The organism is Cupriavidus necator A5-1 (assembly GCF_000744095.1).
Classification (GTDB): Bacteria; Pseudomonadota; Gammaproteobacteria; order Burkholderiales; family Burkholderiaceae; genus Cupriavidus; species Cupriavidus necator_A.
Map to the genome: position 1 here is coordinate 1,202,080 of NZ_JQLI01000001.1, position 15,495 is coordinate 1,217,574.

The following is a 15,495-nucleotide window of genomic DNA, read 5'->3' on the forward strand; positions in this document are numbered from 1 at the left end:
GAAGTGTTTGCCATTCACGCGCTGGAAATCGAGCCGCCACAAGGGGTATAGCCGCTTGAATGGATGTTGCTCTGTTCGATACCCACCCAAACGCTGGAAGAGGCGCTGGAGCGGCTGAGCTGGTATGCCCGGCGCTGGACCATTGAAACTTGGCATCGTGTCCTGAAAAGCGGCTGCCAGATTGAAGCCCGGCAGTTCGGCACGCTGGAGCGGTTCCTGCGTGCCACGGCGCTATTCGCAGTGATCGGCTGGCGCATTATGTGTGCGACCATGCTGGGCCGGCTCGAAGCCGATATTCCTTGCTCAGTGCTATTGCAATCGCTTGAATGGCGAGCCTTGTACTGCCGCACACACGGCACAACCAAACCGCCGGAAGAGCCGCCCACACTCGGCGATGCGGTCCTTTGGATCGCCAAGCTCGGTGGCTATCTGGGTCGCAAGAGCGACGATCCTCCAGGAGCCACCGTCCTCTGGCGTGGCTTCCTCGCCCTGCATGAAATCACCGAGATGTATCGGATCTTCCAGAAGAGCGAGTAAGCCTCTTGGATTTGTGGGTAAAGCCAAGACTTTGGAGGGATCGCAGTATTCAGTGCGCCGGTAGAATCAGGTTTCGGCGATTTAATGCGAGGACTGATCTATGACCATCTTTCTTCTTGGCACCATGTTCGGGGCCATCATCGGCGTTATGGCCATGGCATTCGTGGCCAGGCGCAAATTTTCCGAAGCGCAAGCAGACGCCAGCAAGGATCAATCATGAGTGAAAAACCGATACGAAGCGCGGCGGACGCCGTCAACGATTTGCTGACAACCGCTCGCGCCACCACCGTGGGCGATGCACCGGGCCAGTCAGCCCAAGAGGCGCAACGCTATCAGGAGAAACCGCAGCACCCGCGCTGCGCTGACTGCAAGCACCTCACCTCAAAGCGATTCGAGCGCACCAGCTACTTCGGCGGCCACTACGTTGACCACAGGAATTTGCGCTGCGGACTCGGTGGCTTCAGGGTCACGAGGACGGCGGTATGTGATTGCTTCGAGCGCGCGGGTTGATGAGCGCCCTACCCCTCTGGCCGGGCTACATTGGCGTGCGCCCTATCAGCGCCCGAAGTTGTTGCAGTATTCGGAAAACCGGCACGCTTTCAGAGACTTTTAGTTTAGCAGGCTGTTGAATTTGGCCCCCGAGTAAACGCATCTCCTTATACAGAAGTAGTACCGTGTCCGCAGCGGCGGCATGGAGCATGCGGCCGCGGAAATTTCGAGGTAAGGGGTTGTTAACTTCGCCAGACTCGCGTTTACTCTCGGATTTTCGGGCAGCAATGGGCAACGAATCGGGGGCATGGGTGGACGAGGAATTTGAGAGTCTGGATCTTGGTGATCCGCGGCGGGATCGGCGCGCCAAGGAATTGCTCAAACGGTTTGCGGCCCTGCCTACGGCCAGCATTCCCGGCGCATGCGATGACTGGTCGCAAACCATTGCGGCGTATCGGTTTCTCGGCAATGAGCAGATCGATTGGCGGGACGTGATGCGGCCGCATTGGGAACGCACGGCGAACAGAGTCGCGCAGTTTCCGGTGGTGCTGTGTATCGCTGATACGACCGAGCTGAACTTCAATGGTCAGGAAATAGAGGGGCTGGGGCCGCTGAGCTACGAAGCCCAGCGAGGCATGTTCTTGCATCCGACCTACGCGGTGACGCCTGACCGTGAACCGCTGGGGGTGATCGATGCCTGGATGTGGGCTCGGGAATCAAAGGACGCCGACGGCAACCGCGGCGGGATCAAGGAAAGCGTACGCTGGACTGAAGGGTATGAACGCGTTGCGGAGCAAGCCGCGCTGTTGCCCCGGACACGGTTGGTGTATGTGACGGACCGCGAGGGTGATATTGCCGAGTTGATGGCGCGCGCCCAGGAACTGGGCCAACCGGCCGACTGGTTGATCCGCAGCCAACACAACCGCAACCTTGCTGAGGGCGGCAAGTTGTGGGATAGCGTCGACGCCAGCCCGGTACTCGGGGAAATCACGTTTATCTTGCCAGGGCGTGCAGGCCAGAAGGCGCGCGAGGTTCAACAGGAGCTACGCGCACAACGTGTGAAGCTACCCGGCCTGGATGGCCCGACTCTCACCTGTGTAGAGGCCAGGGAGATCGGAGCGCCCGCAGGCGTCAAGCCAGTGGTGTGGCGGCTGTTGACGAACCGAGAAGCACAGGATGCCGATGCGGTCATCGAGCTGGTTGAATGGTATCGGGCCAGGTGGGAGATCGAGATGTACTTCCATGTCCTGAAGACCGGCTGCAAAGTCGAAGCGCTACAGCTATCGCACATGGATCGTGTGGAGCGGGCCTTGGCGTTGTATATGGTGGTGGCGTGGCGCATTGCCCGCCTGATGCGGTTGGGCAGAACTTGCCCGGATCTGGATGCATCCCTGTTCTTCGATACCGACGAGATTCGGGGGGCATACGTGCTCGCCAAGAAAGCTCGCCCGAAGACACCGATCACACTCAATCAGATGATTCGGTTGGTTGCTTCCCTGGGTGGGTTCCTTGGGCGCAAGAGCGATGGCGAGCCTGGCGCCAAGACGATCTGGATCGGCATGCAGCGAACCATGGACGCCGCGCTCACCATTCAGGCACTGCGGGAAGAGTCATGACTTCTGTATAAGGAAATGCCTCAACGCTTCGCCGCATGCCTCACGACATACTGCGCATGACTCGGGGACAACGTGATTTGCTAGACCTTCGTTGTTGGAGACTTCCACTCCTTACTCCTTGCCGGTCTCCCGGCGCACTGACAGAATTGCTTTGTTCTACGCGTCGCTGCCGGCAGCGCGATGTCGACCGCCTCGGAGTAGGCCCCGGCCCGGTCCCTGGCGACGATCTCGATCGAGGGGTGCGCACGCATCCACGCGGCCACCGCAGTTCCTTCCCTGCCGGCGAACACTTCGATCGGCTCACGTCGCTCCAGGTCGACGATGATCGTTCCGTACTGGTGACCGCGCGCGATCGCCCAGTCATCGATGCCGACGACTCGCGGTCGTGGTGTGCGCTTGCGCTCAGGAGCTCTGCGCAACTCCCGCAGCACGGTGTCGGCACTGGTGCGCAAGCCCAGGACGTTAGCAAGCCTGGCTGCCGCCTCACCACCGAGGGCATGGCCCAGCGCGTGCAACGCCCGAGCCTGCGATTGCGTACGACGTTGATGCCGACCGGCCAGGGCGTGGATGCTCTCGGCAAACGTATGACGCGGGCAGCCGGCGTTTGCACACTTGAAGCGACGCACCTCAACGGCGAGAACGACCCGCTGGTCGAGCATCGGACGTTCTTCCAGCCTGCGCACATAGCTGCCGTGGCGTCGGTTACTCCAACGATGGCAGGCAGGACAAGGTGCCGCGCGAACCGTACTGCAGGCTTCGAGAGTGATGGTCTCCCCTCGCGCGTCGCTGGAGACGAAGCTCTTACCCACACGGGCGAAAATACGATCGATCCCACCGAGAACTTGGCTCATGGTAACGATCAACGTAAAGCCAGATCGGCCCGAAATCAAGCCCTCGCCACGGCCGTCACACAAAGTGCGGGAGACCCAGAATTGCTTTGTTCTACCCTTGCAGATCGTCAGCAGAATTGACGAACCTGAGGATCTGATAGATGCCGCCATGGACCTGGCGGGGCGAATTGCGCTGAATGCCCCGGTGCCGATCCGGCTAGCCAAGCGCGCCGTTCAGCAGTATCACCCAGGGCGGAATCCGGGAGGCACTGGCCCGCGAAACGGCGGCACAGAACGTCTGCTACGACACCGACGATGGCCAGGAAGGTCTGCGCGCGTTTCTGGAGAAGCGCGAGCCCAATTTCATCGGGCGCTAGTCTCTCCTCCTTCAGATGTCGGTAAGAGAGGCCCAGGGCCGGCAGACAAGCAGCGTCATCGAAGACATCGAGCGCGCGCAGATACCTGAAATGCACGCATGACACGTGCTGCCCGATCTTTACGCGATTCAGGCCACTTGTCTCCCGTACTGCTGGAAAGCTGCCTGCACTTCCTTGATCAGGGAAGCCACGAGCGGCATCTCGGCCCGTTCCGCGAGCGCCGCCACCACGAGCGTGCGGGTGAACTTCGGCTTGAGCGGGATCAGCGAGAAGTCGTCCGGCTGCGGTTCCTCGGCGGGCGCGAACGACAGTTGCGGCAGTAGCGTGGCATAGCGCCCGGTGCGCACCAGGGCCTTCATCAGCGAGGTGCTGTCGGCGCGGATGGGCGCAACCAGCTCTGCGCCAGGGCCGACATACTGTTCGATCAGCTGGCGCAGGCCCCGCTGCGATGCCGGTAACACGAACTCCAGGGACGCCAGGTCCTCGCGTTCCAGGTGGGGCTTGCCCGCCATCGGGTGGCTCTTCGCCACCACCACCGACAACGGTTCGACCAGCAGCTTGTGCTGCACCACGCGCTTGTTGGCCATGGGCTGCGACAGAATGGCGACATCGACCTCGCCCCGCGCGAGCTGGTCGTACACCTCGCCGGTGGCACCCTGCCGGGCGGTGATCTCCACGTCGGGATAGCTGCGCTGGAATCGGCGGATCACCTCCGGCATGACCACCGACATCACGCTGGCGAACGAAGCGATGCTCACCTGTCCGCCAGGACTGCGGCGCGACACGCGCAGGCGATCCATCGTTTCGGACATCTCATCGAGGATCGCCTTGGCCTGCCCGAACAGGATTTCCCCGGCAGGGGTCAGCGACACCCCTCGTCCGTTACGAGACAGCAGTTGGACGTCCAGCTCGCTTTCCAGCAGCTGGATCTGCCGGCTGATGGCGGACTGGGCCACGTTCAGGATCGTCTCCGCGACCGTGAAGCTGCCGGTGCGCGCGACGTGAAAGAAGTAGAGAAGCCGGCGGGAGTCGAGGACGCCCTGGTTGGCCAGGCTCGCTCCCTCCGCTTTTGCCGCTGCTGGGGGTCTTCCCATGATCGTTATCCCTCGTTGATGCCTATGAATGGTACACCAGCCAACGAGCCGCATGACCTGTGGAGCACCCGTGTGCCCGACGCCTTCAAGGCGCGCATGCCCCGCATCGAGGTGGACGCCCAGGGGCAGAAATGGTTCGTGATGGAGGGCCGGCGCCCCTCGAAGATCCGCGAGGCGCCGCGCGACGCGGGCGTGGACGTGGAAGCGTTCAAGGAACAGGACACCGACGAGCGTCCGCGCCTGGACCGCACCGCCGGCGCCATGTTCCAGAAGGTCGGCAATATCGACGAGCGCCGTTACCGTGACATGGACTACGACGGCATCGACGTCGAAATCGTGTTTCCGAACAAAGGCCTGGCCAACTGGTCCTCGCCCGACCCCGAGCACAACAAGGTGATGTGCCGCGTCTATAACGACTGGGTGAGCGAGGCCTTCAAGGGGCGCAACCGCAGTTTGCCCGTCGCGTGCATCGCGCCGGCCGACATCGAGGCGGCCGTGCTGGAGATCCAGCGCGTCGCCAGGCTCGGCTTTCACTCGGTGATGATGCCACCACTGGTGGGCAAGCGCGGCTACAACTCGCCGGACTTCGACCCGGTCTGGGCGGCTCTCAGCGACGCCAACCTGCCGGTGCTCTTCCACGCAGGCACCGGCAAGGACCCGCGCACCGCGGGCGGCAACGGCGGCGCCGTGATCAACTACGTCGTCCATGCGATGAACACCGTGCTGGAGCCGGTGGTGCAGATCTGCAGCAGCGGCGTGTTCGACCGCTTCCCCAGGCTCAAGTTCGCCACCATCGAAGCCGGCGCGGGCTGGGTCCCGTATGCGCTCTGGGCCATGGACCATGGCTATGAAAAGCATGCGTTCTGGGTCACCCCCAAGCTCAAGTACAAGCCCAGCGAATACTTCCGCATGCACGGCCACGCCAGCTTCCAGGACGACCCCATCGGCATCGAGACCCGCCACTGGATGGGCGTCGACGCCGTGATGTGGGGCAACGACTATCCGCACCTCGAAGGCACCTGGCCGCATTCGAAGGAAGTCATCGACGCGTTCGGCGACATCACGCGCGAGGAGAAGGCCAAGATCATCGGCCTGAACGCCGCCCGCCTGTTCCACATCGACGTGCCCGAAGCCTTGCGCGTGCCGGCTGCGGCCTGAGTACAGCGCGGACCTGCGGATGATCGCTGCCCTCACGCTCGCGGACCGCGCCGATGTGCTGCGCGGCGAAGACGACTGCCCGCGCACACTGGCGCTGCGCGAGGAAGCCGCCGCGCTCCCCCGCCCGCAGGCTCACCGCTCCAGCGGCATGACGACGCTTCAGGCGCTGCCGGTGCCGATCGCCACCTGCTGCCGAGACGTCGGGAGCGACGACGAGGCACCGGCGCTCAGGGAGGCCCACTGATGCGCGCCGTCTGGATCCGTGAACCTGGTCCTGCGGACCGCCACGCCGTCGAAGAGGTGCCAGGCCCTGTGGCAGGCCCTGGCGAAGTGGTCGTCGACATCAAGGCCGCCGCCGTCAACTACCCCGACCTGCTGGTCATCACCGGGCGTTACCAGGTTGTTCCGCCGATGCCGTTCGCGCCTAACAAGGATGCCGCCGGCATTGTCCACAGCGTGGGCACCGACGTGACCCGCGTGAAGCCCGGCGATCGCGTGCTGCTGCAGCTCGAATACGGCGCCTATGCTACGCAAGCGCTAGCGCGGGAAGCCCAGTGCCTGCCCGTGCCGCCGGAGATGGGATACGCCGATGCCGTGTCGCTCGGCCTGGCGGCGCAGACCGCATGGTTCGCATTGATGGAGCGCGGGCGCTTCGAGGCCGGCGAATCGGTCCTGGTGAACGGCGCGACCGGTGCCGTGGGACTGGCCGCGGTCCAGATCGCACGCGCGCTCGGTGCGACCGTGCTGGCCGGCATCAGTTCCCCCGCCCGCACCGACGACATGCTGAAGGCGGGCGCCCACCATGCAATCGACTTCTCGGCGCCGGATCTTCGCAACAGCTTGCGCGACCAGGTGCTGAAGGCGACCGGCGGCAAGGGTGCCGACGTCGTCATCGACGCGCTGGGCGGCGACATCTTCGATGCGTCCCTGCGGGCCTTGGCCTGGTGCGGCCGGATCGTGGTCGTCGGCTTTGCGGCCGGGCGCATTCCAGAGATCAAGGCCAACTACCTCCTGGTCAAGAACATCGCCGCCAGCGGCCTGCAGTGGAGCGACTACCGGGACCGTGAACCCTGGAAGATCGCGCACGCGCATGAGGCACTGATGGGACTGTGGCAGCGAGGGGAATTGCGCCCGAGCATCATGCGCAGCGTTCCGCTAGACGATTTCGCCCAGGCCCTTCGCCTCATTGAAGCCCGCAGCGCCACGGGCCGCCTCGTGCTGGCGATGGACTGAAGGCCGGAGCGCTCCCCACCCTGATGAATTGCCAATCCAAGAAATTCCATCCTGAGACCAGTATCGATCCGAGGACCCTGACCTTTGGCAAGGTTCTGGCGGACAAACGCGTGCGTATCGCCGACAAGCTCTTCCTGCACAGCCTGCCGGATGGGCGCAAATGGACCTACGGCGAGTTCGACCATGACTCGAGCCGGATGGCCTCCGGCTTCGACCGCGCGGGCGTGGCGCCGCGCGAGCACGTCGCCGTGATGATGGAAAACTGTCCCGAGCAGCTGCTGTCCTACTTCGCGCTCGGCAAGCTCGGCGCCTGCACCGTGCCGGTGAATACGGCGGCGCGCGGTGACCTGCTGGTGTACTTCCTCACGCACGCAGATTGCAGCACCATTGTGGTCGGACAAGACCTGCTGCCCCGCGTGCTCGAGGTGACGGGTTCACTGCCGCTGTTGAAGCGGATCTTCGTACTGGCGGACGACAGTGCGCCGTCAAGGCAGCCCCATTGCGCCGACGTCCCGGTGCTGCAGCTTGCATCGCTGCTGTCCTGCGAGGCAGCGCCACTGCCCTATGAGCCGGTCTTCTCCGACCTGGCGTTCCTGATGTTCACCTCCGGCACCACCGGCCCGTCCAAGGCGATCATGTACACGCAGGCCCACACGCTGTACTGGGGCTGGGACTACGCGCAGCATCATCACTACACAGTGGACGACACGCTGTATGTGTACCTGCCCCTGTTCCACGGCAACGGGTGGTTGTGCAGCACGCTCGGCGCCCTGATGGCGGACGCATCGGTGGCGCTGGCCAAGCGCTTCTCCGCGAGCAGGTTCTGGCACGATGTCGCCGTGTCGGAAGCGACGGTGACGAATTGCCTGGGGGCAGTCGCGACCTTTCTTTGGGCGCAGCCCCCACGGCCGCAGGACCTGGACCATCGCACGCGTCGCATGGGCGTGTCGCCAGTGCCTGCCTTCGGCGTCGAATTCCAGGAGCGCTTCGGCGTCACGATCATGAGTTCATATGGGCTGACCGACTACTGCATGGCCACGGCCCACAGTGCGCTCCATCCTCGGGAGAAACTGGGCAGCTACGGAACCGCGCGCAAAGGCGTCCAGGTGCGCATTGCGGACGAGAACGACATGCCGCTGCCCCCGGGCGTGCCCGGCGAGATCCTGATCCGCAGCGACAATCCCTGGGGCGCCGCGCTGGGCTACTACAAGATGCCCGACGCTTCGCTGGCGGCGCGCAGCAACATGTGGTTCCACACCGGAGACCGTGGGCACCTCGACGCCGACGGATACCTGTATTTCAAGGATCGGATCAAGGACGCGATTCGTCGGCGCGGCGAGAACATCTCGGCCTTCGAGGTGGAGAGCGTGGTCCATTCGCATCCAGCGGTGGAGACGGCGGCGGTCTATGCCGTGAAGGCGGAATCGACAGAAGATGAAGTTGCGGTTTCCGTTATCCTGCGGCCCGGCGCGACGCTCACCGAAGCCGACCTCGTCGACCACTGCAGGAAGAACCTCGCGTACTTCATGGTGCCGCGTTATGTCGAGTTCGTGGATTCGCTGCCCATGACGCTCAGTCAGAAGGTGGAGAAATACCAGCTGAGGACGCGCGCGCAGGCTCGGCTCGGGGAAATGTGGGACCGGGTCGCCGCGGGAATCGTGGTGGAGCGCTAAGCGGCCCGATACGGCGGAGATGTTCATGTCCATCGAATCCACAGCCAGCCTCGCGACCCAGAACGAGATCCACCGGCTGAAAGCGCGCTACTGCCGCTACATCGACACCACGCAGTGGCAGGCCCTATCCACCTGTTCACGCCAGACTGTCGCTTCGATGGCCTTGGTTCGGCGCCCAGCGGGGCAAACGTGGACATGTTCATCACCGGCATTTCGACCCGCTTCGCGGCCGTCATCTCCGTGCATCACTGCCACATGCCTGAGATCGAGTTGCTGGATGACACGCGGGCGCGCGGCATCTGGGCGATGGAGGATTATGTGGAATGGACCGACGGCGCAGCGCCGGCGGAGGCGCCGGGCAGCAAGGGCTTTCGCGGCTATGGCCACTATGAGGAGGAGTACCGCGTCGAGGCCGGCGTCTGGAAGATCTGCTTCCTGCGCCTCACGCGCTTGCGCATCGACGAAGTGCCGGTCGCCCAGCCTGCGGCACGCATGGGGCGATGCAGCGCGTCACTGGTTTGGTTGCCGCCGGTCCCCTGAGCGCTCTCTTTTCCCCGTTCACGCGGAGCAGCCGCACGGCTGCGAACGGCATCGTCGTTTCCCAGAATGTTTCGGCGGGCGCTGACAGCCAGCCTGCCGGATCGCATTGACGCTCGCCGTCAACGGTCGCCAACACTGGACAACGTGAGACTCAGAACAGTTGCTCCAGCTTCTGCAGGCTGGCGAAGTCCACGGTGCCCGTGCCGACAATGTCGTGACCTACACCCGGATGGTTGATGGCGAAGCGTCGTGCCTTCGCCGGCCATCCAGTCGCGCAGATGCGCCCGCTCGGGCTTTGACAGCTCGCCCGGCCAGAAGTGGCCGGGCATGGCCATCATCTCGAATCGTCGAAGCCCAGCGCGAGCAGCTTGCTCATACATTGCCGCGCGGGCAACGACCACCTCCATGAATAGCTGTTCGCGCCGATGCCGTGCGCCATGGTTCAGGCCGTCGCTTGCGCTAGCGGGCGGAATCGGGGCACGAACATCCCGTCACCGATGGCGTCCCACCACAGCGAGCACCGCATCCCGATCTTCACTTCCCCGGGCTCGATATCGGTGAGATTGGTAATGAGGCGCACGCCCGGCAATTTCGGAAACTCGACGATCGCGACCACGTAGGGCAGCTTCGTGGCGACCGCCGGATGGCTCTCGTGGCGCACGACGGTATAGCTGTACACCTCGGCCTCCATCGGCGCTTCAACATAGTTGGTCTCGCAGGAATGGCAGCGGTAGCACATCGGGATCGGCGGGTGCCGCATCGTTCCGCATTGCGCGCAGGACTGAAAGCGCAGCGACCGCTTGCTGCAATAGTCCCAGAATGCGGCCTCGTCTATGGTGGGTTCGGGCCGCGGCATGTCGGCAGGAAAATAACTCATCATACTCTCCCAATGATCGTGCTGCTGGTGGGCGACACGCCCAGGCCGCCGGTGACCAGGCACAGGCGCGCATCAGGCACCTGCGAGGTCGATTCGCCGCGCAACTGGCGGATCCCTTCGGCCAGAAGGTTCATGCCGTGCACGTAGGCCTCGGACAGCTGCCCGCCCGAGGTGTTGAGCGGTAACTTTCCGCTGTCCCAGCGGAGCGCGCCGCTTTCCACGAAAGCGCCGCTCTCGCCGCGGCCGCAAAAGCCATACTCCTCCAGCGCCATCAGCACCAGGCCGGAGAAGTGGTCGTAGATCTGCGCGGTATCGATGTCCGAGGGGCCGACCCCCGCCTTGGCGTACAGGCTCTTCGCCAGTTCGCGGTTGTTGCTCGACGCGTAGTCGGCGTCGGGCATGTTGTGGCTGCCGAGCGGCCCGTGGCCCCATTGCGGGCCGCTGCCGTGGACGGCGGCCAGCACCTCGATCATCGGCTGCTTCAGGTCGCGGGCGCGTTCCCGGGTAGTCACCACTACCGCGCAGGCGCCGTCGGTTTCCAGGCAGCAGTCATAAAGGCGCAGCGGTTCGGAAATCCAGCGGCCGTTCAGGTACTCGTCCAGGGTCAGCGTCTTGTCGTGCATCACCGCTTTCGGGTTGCGGTTGGCATTGGCACGACCGTTGAGCGCGATTTCCGCCAGGTGCATCTCCGTGATCGGGTACAGGTGCATGAACCGCTGCACCAGCAGCGCCAGCATGTACGGAGGCGCGAACAGTCCGAAGGGATTGACGAAACTGGCCGCTGGCCGTGCCGCGTAGGCCTTGCCGAAGCGGCGGCTCTGCCCCTGACAGAGGCCGCGGTAAACCACCACGGTATCGGCCTGGCCCGACTCCACGGCGGCCGTTGCCTGCGAAAGCGCGGCAATCGACCCGCCGCCGCCCCCGCCCCAGACCATCGAGGACCAGCGCATCTTCGGCACACCCAGCGCGACAGCCATCTGCGGGGCAGCGTTGGCATCGTCCGAGAATGAGGCAAAGCCGTCGATGTCGGCCGCTGTCAGCCCGGCGTCCTTGATTGCCGCCGCGACGGCCTGGGCAGTCACCTGGAACTGGCTCCGGTCCTTGATGCCGCCCCAGCGTGTATATTCGCTCTGGCCTATGCCGACGAGGCAGGCCTTCCGTTCGCTCCGCATATTGGGAAATCTCCTTGGCTATCCGTGTTAAATCTTATTTTAACATAGCAGTTATCTAATATAAGATCTAGTTGTTCATAGAGGAGAACTGTGATGGCACGTAAAAGTCTTTTGTTTGGGACCGGGCTGGCCCTGGGCCTGGTTCTGGCCACCGGCTCTGCGTTCGCGCAGGCCTGGCCGTCCGCTCGGCCGATCAAGTGGATCGTGCCGTTCCCGGCGGGCGGCGCAACCGACGTCATCTCGCGCGTCGCTGCCCATCAGTTGAGCCAGGCGCTCGGCCAGGCGATCGCCGTCGAAAACGTGACTGGCGCGGCGGGCGCCGTCGGCATGGACCGTATCGCCAAGAGTGCACCCGATGGCTACACGCTCGGGACCAGCGCCAACAGTGTGATGACCGTCATGCCGCACCAGTCGGAAGCGGCACTGCCTTTCGACACGATGAGCAGCTTCACCCCGATCGCCGGGATCGCCAGTTTCCAGTACGTGTTGGATGTCTCGCCTGCGTCGGGCATCAAGACGGTGAAAGATCTGCTCGCCAAGGCGCAGACCGGCACGGGCAAGGTGACCTTCGGGTCCTCGGGCCTCGGCACGGGCAGCCACCTGGCCGGCATCCTGCTAGCGGAGAAGACCGGCACCGCGTTCACTGATGTTCCTTACAAGGGCGGGGCTCCGGCACTGAACGACCTGATGGGCGGCCAGATCGACTTCGTCGCCGATCCGGTGGGCGGCTCGATCGCGCTGATCCGGGGAGGCAAGCTCGTGCCCATCGCCGTGACGGGCTCCAGGCGCCACCCCGCGCTGCCGAACGTGCCCCTGGTTAGCGAGACCGTCCCCGGCTACGACCATGTCGGCTGGTTTGCGCTGTATGGCCCTGCCCGGCTGTCGCCGGCCATCGTCCGACGCATCAGCACCGAGATGGCGAAGATCCAGAAATCGCCACAGTACCTTGCTGCGCTGGAGAAGCTGGGCTACGAGGCCTGGTCGATCGACGCGGCCGAGCTAGCCCAGCGCCAGCAGCGGGAACTTGTGCAGTGGGGCGAGCTGCTGAAGAAGCGGCCCAGGAAATAGGATGGCCGCCCACCTTCAGACGACGCCTGCCGCGCGCGGCGTTTTCCTGCAGCTCGGCGTGGATCCGCGCACCGGTCACAGCGTCGAAAAGCTGCTGGGCGGCAAAGGCCGCGTGTGCGGCGTGCAGGTCGCAGCCGACGGTGGCAGGCCGATCCAGTTTCATGCTCGGCGCGGCGTCATCCTGGCTACCGGCGGATTGTCGCACGGCGGCGCACGGCGCAGCCGTGGATCCCGGCCGCGCACTCGCGGCACGCAACTGGCCATGGAAGCGGGCGCGCGGCTCTCGCCTCCCTTGCAACAGGGGCGTTCTGGGTGCCCCTATCAAAGTTCACCCGCGTCGACGGCAGCAAGGCAGTCTTTCCGCGCACGGTGATTGACCGCGGCAAGCCGGTCTTGATCGCAGTGGACCGTGATGGAAAGCGCTTCGTTAACGACGCGCTTTCATACCGCGAGTTCGTCAAGGCACAACTGGCCGCCGGCGAACGGGCCATGCCCGCCTACCTGATCTGCGATTGCCACTTCCTGTGGAAGTACGACCTTGGCCGGTCAGCATATCCGCCGGCATCCAGATGCCACCGGCCATGTCCTGCGCGAGGACGAGACGGTCATCGACGGGCTCTACGAGTGTGGCAACGACATGGCTTCGGTCATGGGGGATCCTACCCGGGCCCGGGCATCACCCTCGGGCCTGCGCTCACCGACGGCGCAGCGCGGAGCGCAGCAAGCGCTGCGCTCCGACCACCCTCTGCGCTCAATCCTGCCGCGTCATTTGCCAATGGCTGCAGCCGGGAGCTTCTTGACGACCTCGCCCCACTTCACGAACTCCGCCTGCTGCCGGGCGGCCAGATCCGCAGCGCTGCCCGGCAGGGTCTGGTAACCACGCGTTTCGAGGTACTGCCTGAACTCGGCAGAGTCATGGATCTTGTTCAGTTCAGTGTTGAGTCTGCGCGTGATCTCTGGCGCCAGGCCGGGGGGGCCATACAGCGCGAACCAGCCGACGAAATCAAAGCCAGGGATGGTTTCGGCAACGGTCGGGACATTGGGCAGCAAGGGATGGCGTTTCGTGCCGGTCGTACCGATGGTCTTGGCCTTGCCAGAGGAGATGAGGGGCATCGCCGAGCCGATGACTTCGAACGTGAAGTCCACGTGTCCGCCCAGGATGTCGTTGATGATTGGCGCAGCGCCCTTGTATTGGACGGTGTTGAACTGAACATCGGAACGCTGTGCCAGGAGCACTGCTGCGAGGTGCGTCCCGGTGCCGGCGCCGGGTGTTGCTGCGGACACTTCGCCCGGTTTCGCCTTGGCCCGGGCGACAAGGTCTGCAACGGATTTGAGCGGGGAGTTCGCGTTCACCATCACTGCATAGGGAAACGCCGCGAGAGCCCCGATCGGCGTGAAGCTCTTCACCGTGTCGTACGGTATCAGACCGAGGTGCGTTGCGATCGCCTGCAACGTGCTTGCGCTGGTGGCGAGCGTGTAACCGTCCGGGGTGGATTTAGCCATCCGCTCCAGACCGATGACTCCGCCGGCCCCCACGACATTCTCCACCACCACAGGCTGCCCCATTGCAACGGAGAGCTTTTGCCCGACATAGCGCGACAGCTGATCCGTTGGGCCCCCTGCGGAGAACGGGACGATGAGCTTGATGGGCTTGCTGGGCCAGCCCTGGGCCAATGCACCAGGCGCCACAACCAAAGCCGCGACGACGAGCGGGAGAAGCAGTCTGTTGCGCACGTCATGTCTCCTGGAAGATATCTTAATTAGCATTTTAGATATCTTATATTTGAAATCCATGACGTGCATTACTGTTTTACATACCCTGCCTCTGCCCTCAGGGAGCCTGTCTCCCGTACTGCTGGAAAGCTGCCTGCACTTCCTTGATCAGGGAAGCCACGAGCGGCATCTCGGCCCGTTCCGCGAGCGCCGCCACCACGAGCGTGCGGGTGAACTTCGGCTTGAGCGGGATCAGCGAGAAGTCGTCCGGCTGCGGTTCCTCGGCGGGCGCGAACGACAGTTGCGGCAGTAGCGTGGCATAGCGCCCGGTGCGCACCAGGGCCTTCATCAGCGAGGTGCTGTCGGCGCGGATGGGCGCAACCAGCTCTGCGCCAGGCCCGACATACTGTTCGATCAGCTGGCGCAGGCCCCGCTGCGATGCCGGTAACACGAACTCCAGGGACGCCAGGTCCTCGCGTTCCAGGTGGGGCTTGCCCGCCATCGGGTGGCTCTTCGCCACCACCACCGACAACGGTTCGACCAGCAGCTTGTGCTGCACCACGCGCTTGTTGGCCATGGGCTGCGACAGAATGGCGACATCGACCTCGCCCCGCGCGAGCTGGTCGTACACCTCGCCGGTGGCACCCTGCCGGGCGGTGATCTCCACGTCGGGATAGCTGCGCTGGAATCGGCGGATCACCTCCGGCATGACCACCGACATCACGCTGGCGAACGAAGCGATGCTCACTTGTCCGCCAGGACTGCGGCGCGACACGCGCAGGCGATCCATCGTTTCGGACATCTCATCGAGGATCGCCTTGGCCTGCCCGAACAGGATTTCCCCGGCAGGGGTCGGCGACACCCCTCGTCCGTTACGAGACAGCAGTTGGACGTCCAGCTCGCTTTCCAGCAGCTGGATCTGCCGGCTGATGGCGGACTGGGCCACGTTCAGGATCGTCTCCGCGACCGTGAAGCTGCCGGTGCGCGCGACGTGAAAGAAGTAGAGAAGCCGGCGGGAGTCGAGGACGCCCTGGTTGGCCAGGCTCGCTCCCTCCGCTTTTGCCGCTGCTGGGGGTCTTCCCATGATCGTTATCCCTCGTTGATGCCTATGAATGGTA

At 64.1% G+C, this 15,495-nt stretch carries 16 protein-coding genes; 10 read left to right on the plus strand and 6 right to left on the minus strand.

Annotated features, from left to right (window positions below; genetic code table 11):
- Positions 1-63: 63 nt before the first annotated feature.
- From K307_RS49180 to K307_RS05285, 3 genes are all read left to right on the plus strand, one after another.
- Positions 64-537 carry an IS4 family transposase gene (locus K307_RS49180; protein WP_051974671.1) on the plus strand — a complete coding sequence of 158 codons (474 nt, stop codon included), beginning with the start codon at positions 64-66 and terminating at the stop codon, positions 535-537.
- 216 nt (positions 538-753) lie between these two features.
- Positions 754-1,047 (plus strand): hypothetical protein, encoded by a 294-nt coding sequence (locus tag K307_RS05280; protein ID WP_042876779.1) that lies wholly within the window; start codon positions 754-756, stop codon positions 1,045-1,047.
- 266 nt (positions 1,048-1,313) lie between these two features.
- A complete protein-coding gene (locus K307_RS05285) occupies positions 1,314-2,642 on the plus strand; it encodes an IS4 family transposase (RefSeq protein WP_042876780.1) in 1,329 nt (442 codons plus the stop codon).
- Positions 2,643-2,722: 80 nt separating this feature from the next.
- Here K307_RS05285 and K307_RS05290 read toward each other — a convergent pair whose 3' ends face one another.
- Both K307_RS05290 and K307_RS05295 read right to left on the minus strand, forming a co-directional pair.
- Entirely contained in the window at positions 2,723-3,493 is a 771-nt protein-coding gene (locus K307_RS05290; RefSeq protein ID WP_230625503.1) for an ISL3 family transposase, read from the minus strand.
- 484 nt (positions 3,494-3,977) lie between these two features.
- The gene (locus K307_RS05295) at positions 3,978-4,943 is read right to left on the minus strand and encodes a LysR family transcriptional regulator (protein WP_042876782.1); all 966 of its coding nucleotides are present in this window, start codon (positions 4,941-4,943) and stop codon (positions 3,978-3,980) included.
- A gap of 24 nt (positions 4,944-4,967) precedes the next feature.
- On the opposite strand from K307_RS05295, the gene K307_RS05300 reads away from it, so the two are divergent.
- The 5 genes from K307_RS05300 to K307_RS05320 all read left to right on the plus strand — a co-directional run bounded on the left by K307_RS05300 (position 4,968) and on the right by K307_RS05320 (position 9,547).
- The gene (locus K307_RS05300; RefSeq protein ID WP_196251525.1) at positions 4,968-6,101 is read left to right on the plus strand and encodes an amidohydrolase family protein; all 1,134 of its coding nucleotides are present in this window, start codon (positions 4,968-4,970) and stop codon (positions 6,099-6,101) included.
- A 19-nt stretch (positions 6,102-6,120) separates the two neighbouring features.
- Positions 6,121-6,345: a hypothetical protein gene (locus K307_RS05305; RefSeq protein WP_042876785.1), complete on the plus strand. Its 225-nt coding sequence runs from the start codon at positions 6,121-6,123 to the stop codon at positions 6,343-6,345.
- Entirely contained in the window at positions 6,345-7,334 is a 990-nt protein-coding gene (locus K307_RS05310) for an NADPH:quinone oxidoreductase family protein (RefSeq protein WP_042876787.1), read from the plus strand. Before K307_RS05305 ends, K307_RS05310 begins: the two co-directional genes overlap by 1 nt.
- A 23-nt stretch (positions 7,335-7,357) precedes the next feature.
- Positions 7,358-9,007, plus strand: a complete 1,650-nt coding sequence (locus tag K307_RS05315) for an AMP-binding protein (RefSeq protein ID WP_063771662.1) — start codon at positions 7,358-7,360, stop codon at positions 9,005-9,007.
- Positions 9,008-9,121: 114 nt separating this feature from the next.
- The gene (locus tag K307_RS05320; protein WP_268989181.1) at positions 9,122-9,547 is read left to right on the plus strand and encodes a nuclear transport factor 2 family protein; all 426 of its coding nucleotides are present in this window, start codon (positions 9,122-9,124) and stop codon (positions 9,545-9,547) included.
- 442 nt (positions 9,548-9,989) lie between these two features.
- Here the strand turns inward: K307_RS05320 and K307_RS05325 are convergent, their stop codons facing one another.
- Positions 9,990-10,424, minus strand: coding sequence for a Zn-ribbon domain-containing OB-fold protein (locus tag K307_RS05325; RefSeq protein ID WP_051974675.1), 435 nt, complete (start codon positions 10,422-10,424; stop codon positions 9,990-9,992).
- On the minus strand, positions 10,424-11,596 hold the full coding sequence (locus K307_RS05330; protein WP_042876789.1) for a thiolase C-terminal domain-containing protein: 1,173 nt from the start codon (positions 11,594-11,596) through the stop codon (positions 10,424-10,426). The genes K307_RS05325 and K307_RS05330 overlap by 1 nt, the downstream gene beginning before the upstream one ends.
- 93 nt (positions 11,597-11,689) lie before the next feature.
- On the opposite strand from K307_RS05330, the gene K307_RS05335 reads away from it, so the two are divergent.
- Together K307_RS05335 and K307_RS49185 are read left to right on the plus strand one after the other, a co-directional pair.
- The gene (locus K307_RS05335; RefSeq protein ID WP_063771663.1) at positions 11,690-12,664 is read left to right on the plus strand and encodes a Bug family tripartite tricarboxylate transporter substrate binding protein; all 975 of its coding nucleotides are present in this window, start codon (positions 11,690-11,692) and stop codon (positions 12,662-12,664) included.
- Between the two features lies 1 nt (position 12,665).
- Complete coding sequence (locus K307_RS49185; protein WP_042876792.1) at positions 12,666-13,037, plus strand: FAD-binding protein; 372 nt, start codon at positions 12,666-12,668, stop codon at positions 13,035-13,037.
- A gap of 392 nt (positions 13,038-13,429) precedes the next feature.
- Here K307_RS49185 and K307_RS05345 read toward each other — a convergent pair whose 3' ends face one another.
- Both K307_RS05345 and K307_RS47565 read right to left on the minus strand, forming a co-directional pair.
- A complete protein-coding gene (locus K307_RS05345; protein ID WP_230625507.1) occupies positions 13,430-14,398 on the minus strand; it encodes a Bug family tripartite tricarboxylate transporter substrate binding protein in 969 nt (322 codons plus the stop codon).
- A 97-nt stretch (positions 14,399-14,495) separates the two neighbouring features.
- Positions 14,496-15,461 carry a LysR family transcriptional regulator gene (locus tag K307_RS47565; protein WP_042876795.1) on the minus strand — a complete coding sequence of 322 codons (966 nt, stop codon included), beginning with the start codon at positions 15,459-15,461 and terminating at the stop codon, positions 14,496-14,498.
- Positions 15,462-15,495 lie beyond the last annotated feature (34 nt).

What these genes read in the sequence shown, in the direction of transcription:
- K307_RS49180 (WP_051974671.1), top strand. Translation starts at nt 64, where the DNA reads ATGTTGCTCTGTTCGATACCCACCCAAACGCTGGAAGAGGCGCTGGAG.
- K307_RS05280 (WP_042876779.1), top strand. Translation starts at nt 754, where the DNA reads ATGAGTGAAAAACCGATACGAAGCGCGGCGGACGCCGTCAACGATTTG.
- K307_RS05285 (WP_042876780.1), top strand. Translation starts at nt 1,314, where the DNA reads ATGGGCAACGAATCGGGGGCATGGGTGGACGAGGAATTTGAGAGTCTG.
- K307_RS05290 (WP_230625503.1), bottom strand. Translation starts at nt 3,493, where the DNA reads ATGAGCCAAGTTCTCGGTGGGATCGATCGTATTTTCGCCCGTGTGGGT.
- K307_RS05295 (WP_042876782.1), bottom strand. Translation starts at nt 4,943, where the DNA reads ATGGGAAGACCCCCAGCAGCGGCAAAAGCGGAGGGAGCGAGCCTGGCC.
- K307_RS05300 (WP_196251525.1), top strand. Translation starts at nt 4,968, where the DNA reads ATGAATGGTACACCAGCCAACGAGCCGCATGACCTGTGGAGCACCCGT.
- K307_RS05305 (WP_042876785.1), top strand. Translation starts at nt 6,121, where the DNA reads ATGATCGCTGCCCTCACGCTCGCGGACCGCGCCGATGTGCTGCGCGGC.
- K307_RS05310 (WP_042876787.1), top strand. Translation starts at nt 6,345, where the DNA reads ATGCGCGCCGTCTGGATCCGTGAACCTGGTCCTGCGGACCGCCACGCC.
- K307_RS05315 (WP_063771662.1), top strand. Translation starts at nt 7,358, where the DNA reads ATGAATTGCCAATCCAAGAAATTCCATCCTGAGACCAGTATCGATCCG.
- K307_RS05325 (WP_051974675.1), bottom strand. Translation starts at nt 10,424, where the DNA reads ATGAGTTATTTTCCTGCCGACATGCCGCGGCCCGAACCCACCATAGAC.
- K307_RS05330 (WP_042876789.1), bottom strand. Translation starts at nt 11,596, where the DNA reads ATGCGGAGCGAACGGAAGGCCTGCCTCGTCGGCATAGGCCAGAGCGAA.
- K307_RS05335 (WP_063771663.1), top strand. Translation starts at nt 11,690, where the DNA reads ATGGCACGTAAAAGTCTTTTGTTTGGGACCGGGCTGGCCCTGGGCCTG.
- K307_RS49185 (WP_042876792.1), top strand. Translation starts at nt 12,666, where the DNA reads ATGGCCGCCCACCTTCAGACGACGCCTGCCGCGCGCGGCGTTTTCCTG.
- K307_RS47565 (WP_042876795.1), bottom strand. Translation starts at nt 15,461, where the DNA reads ATGGGAAGACCCCCAGCAGCGGCAAAAGCGGAGGGAGCGAGCCTGGCC.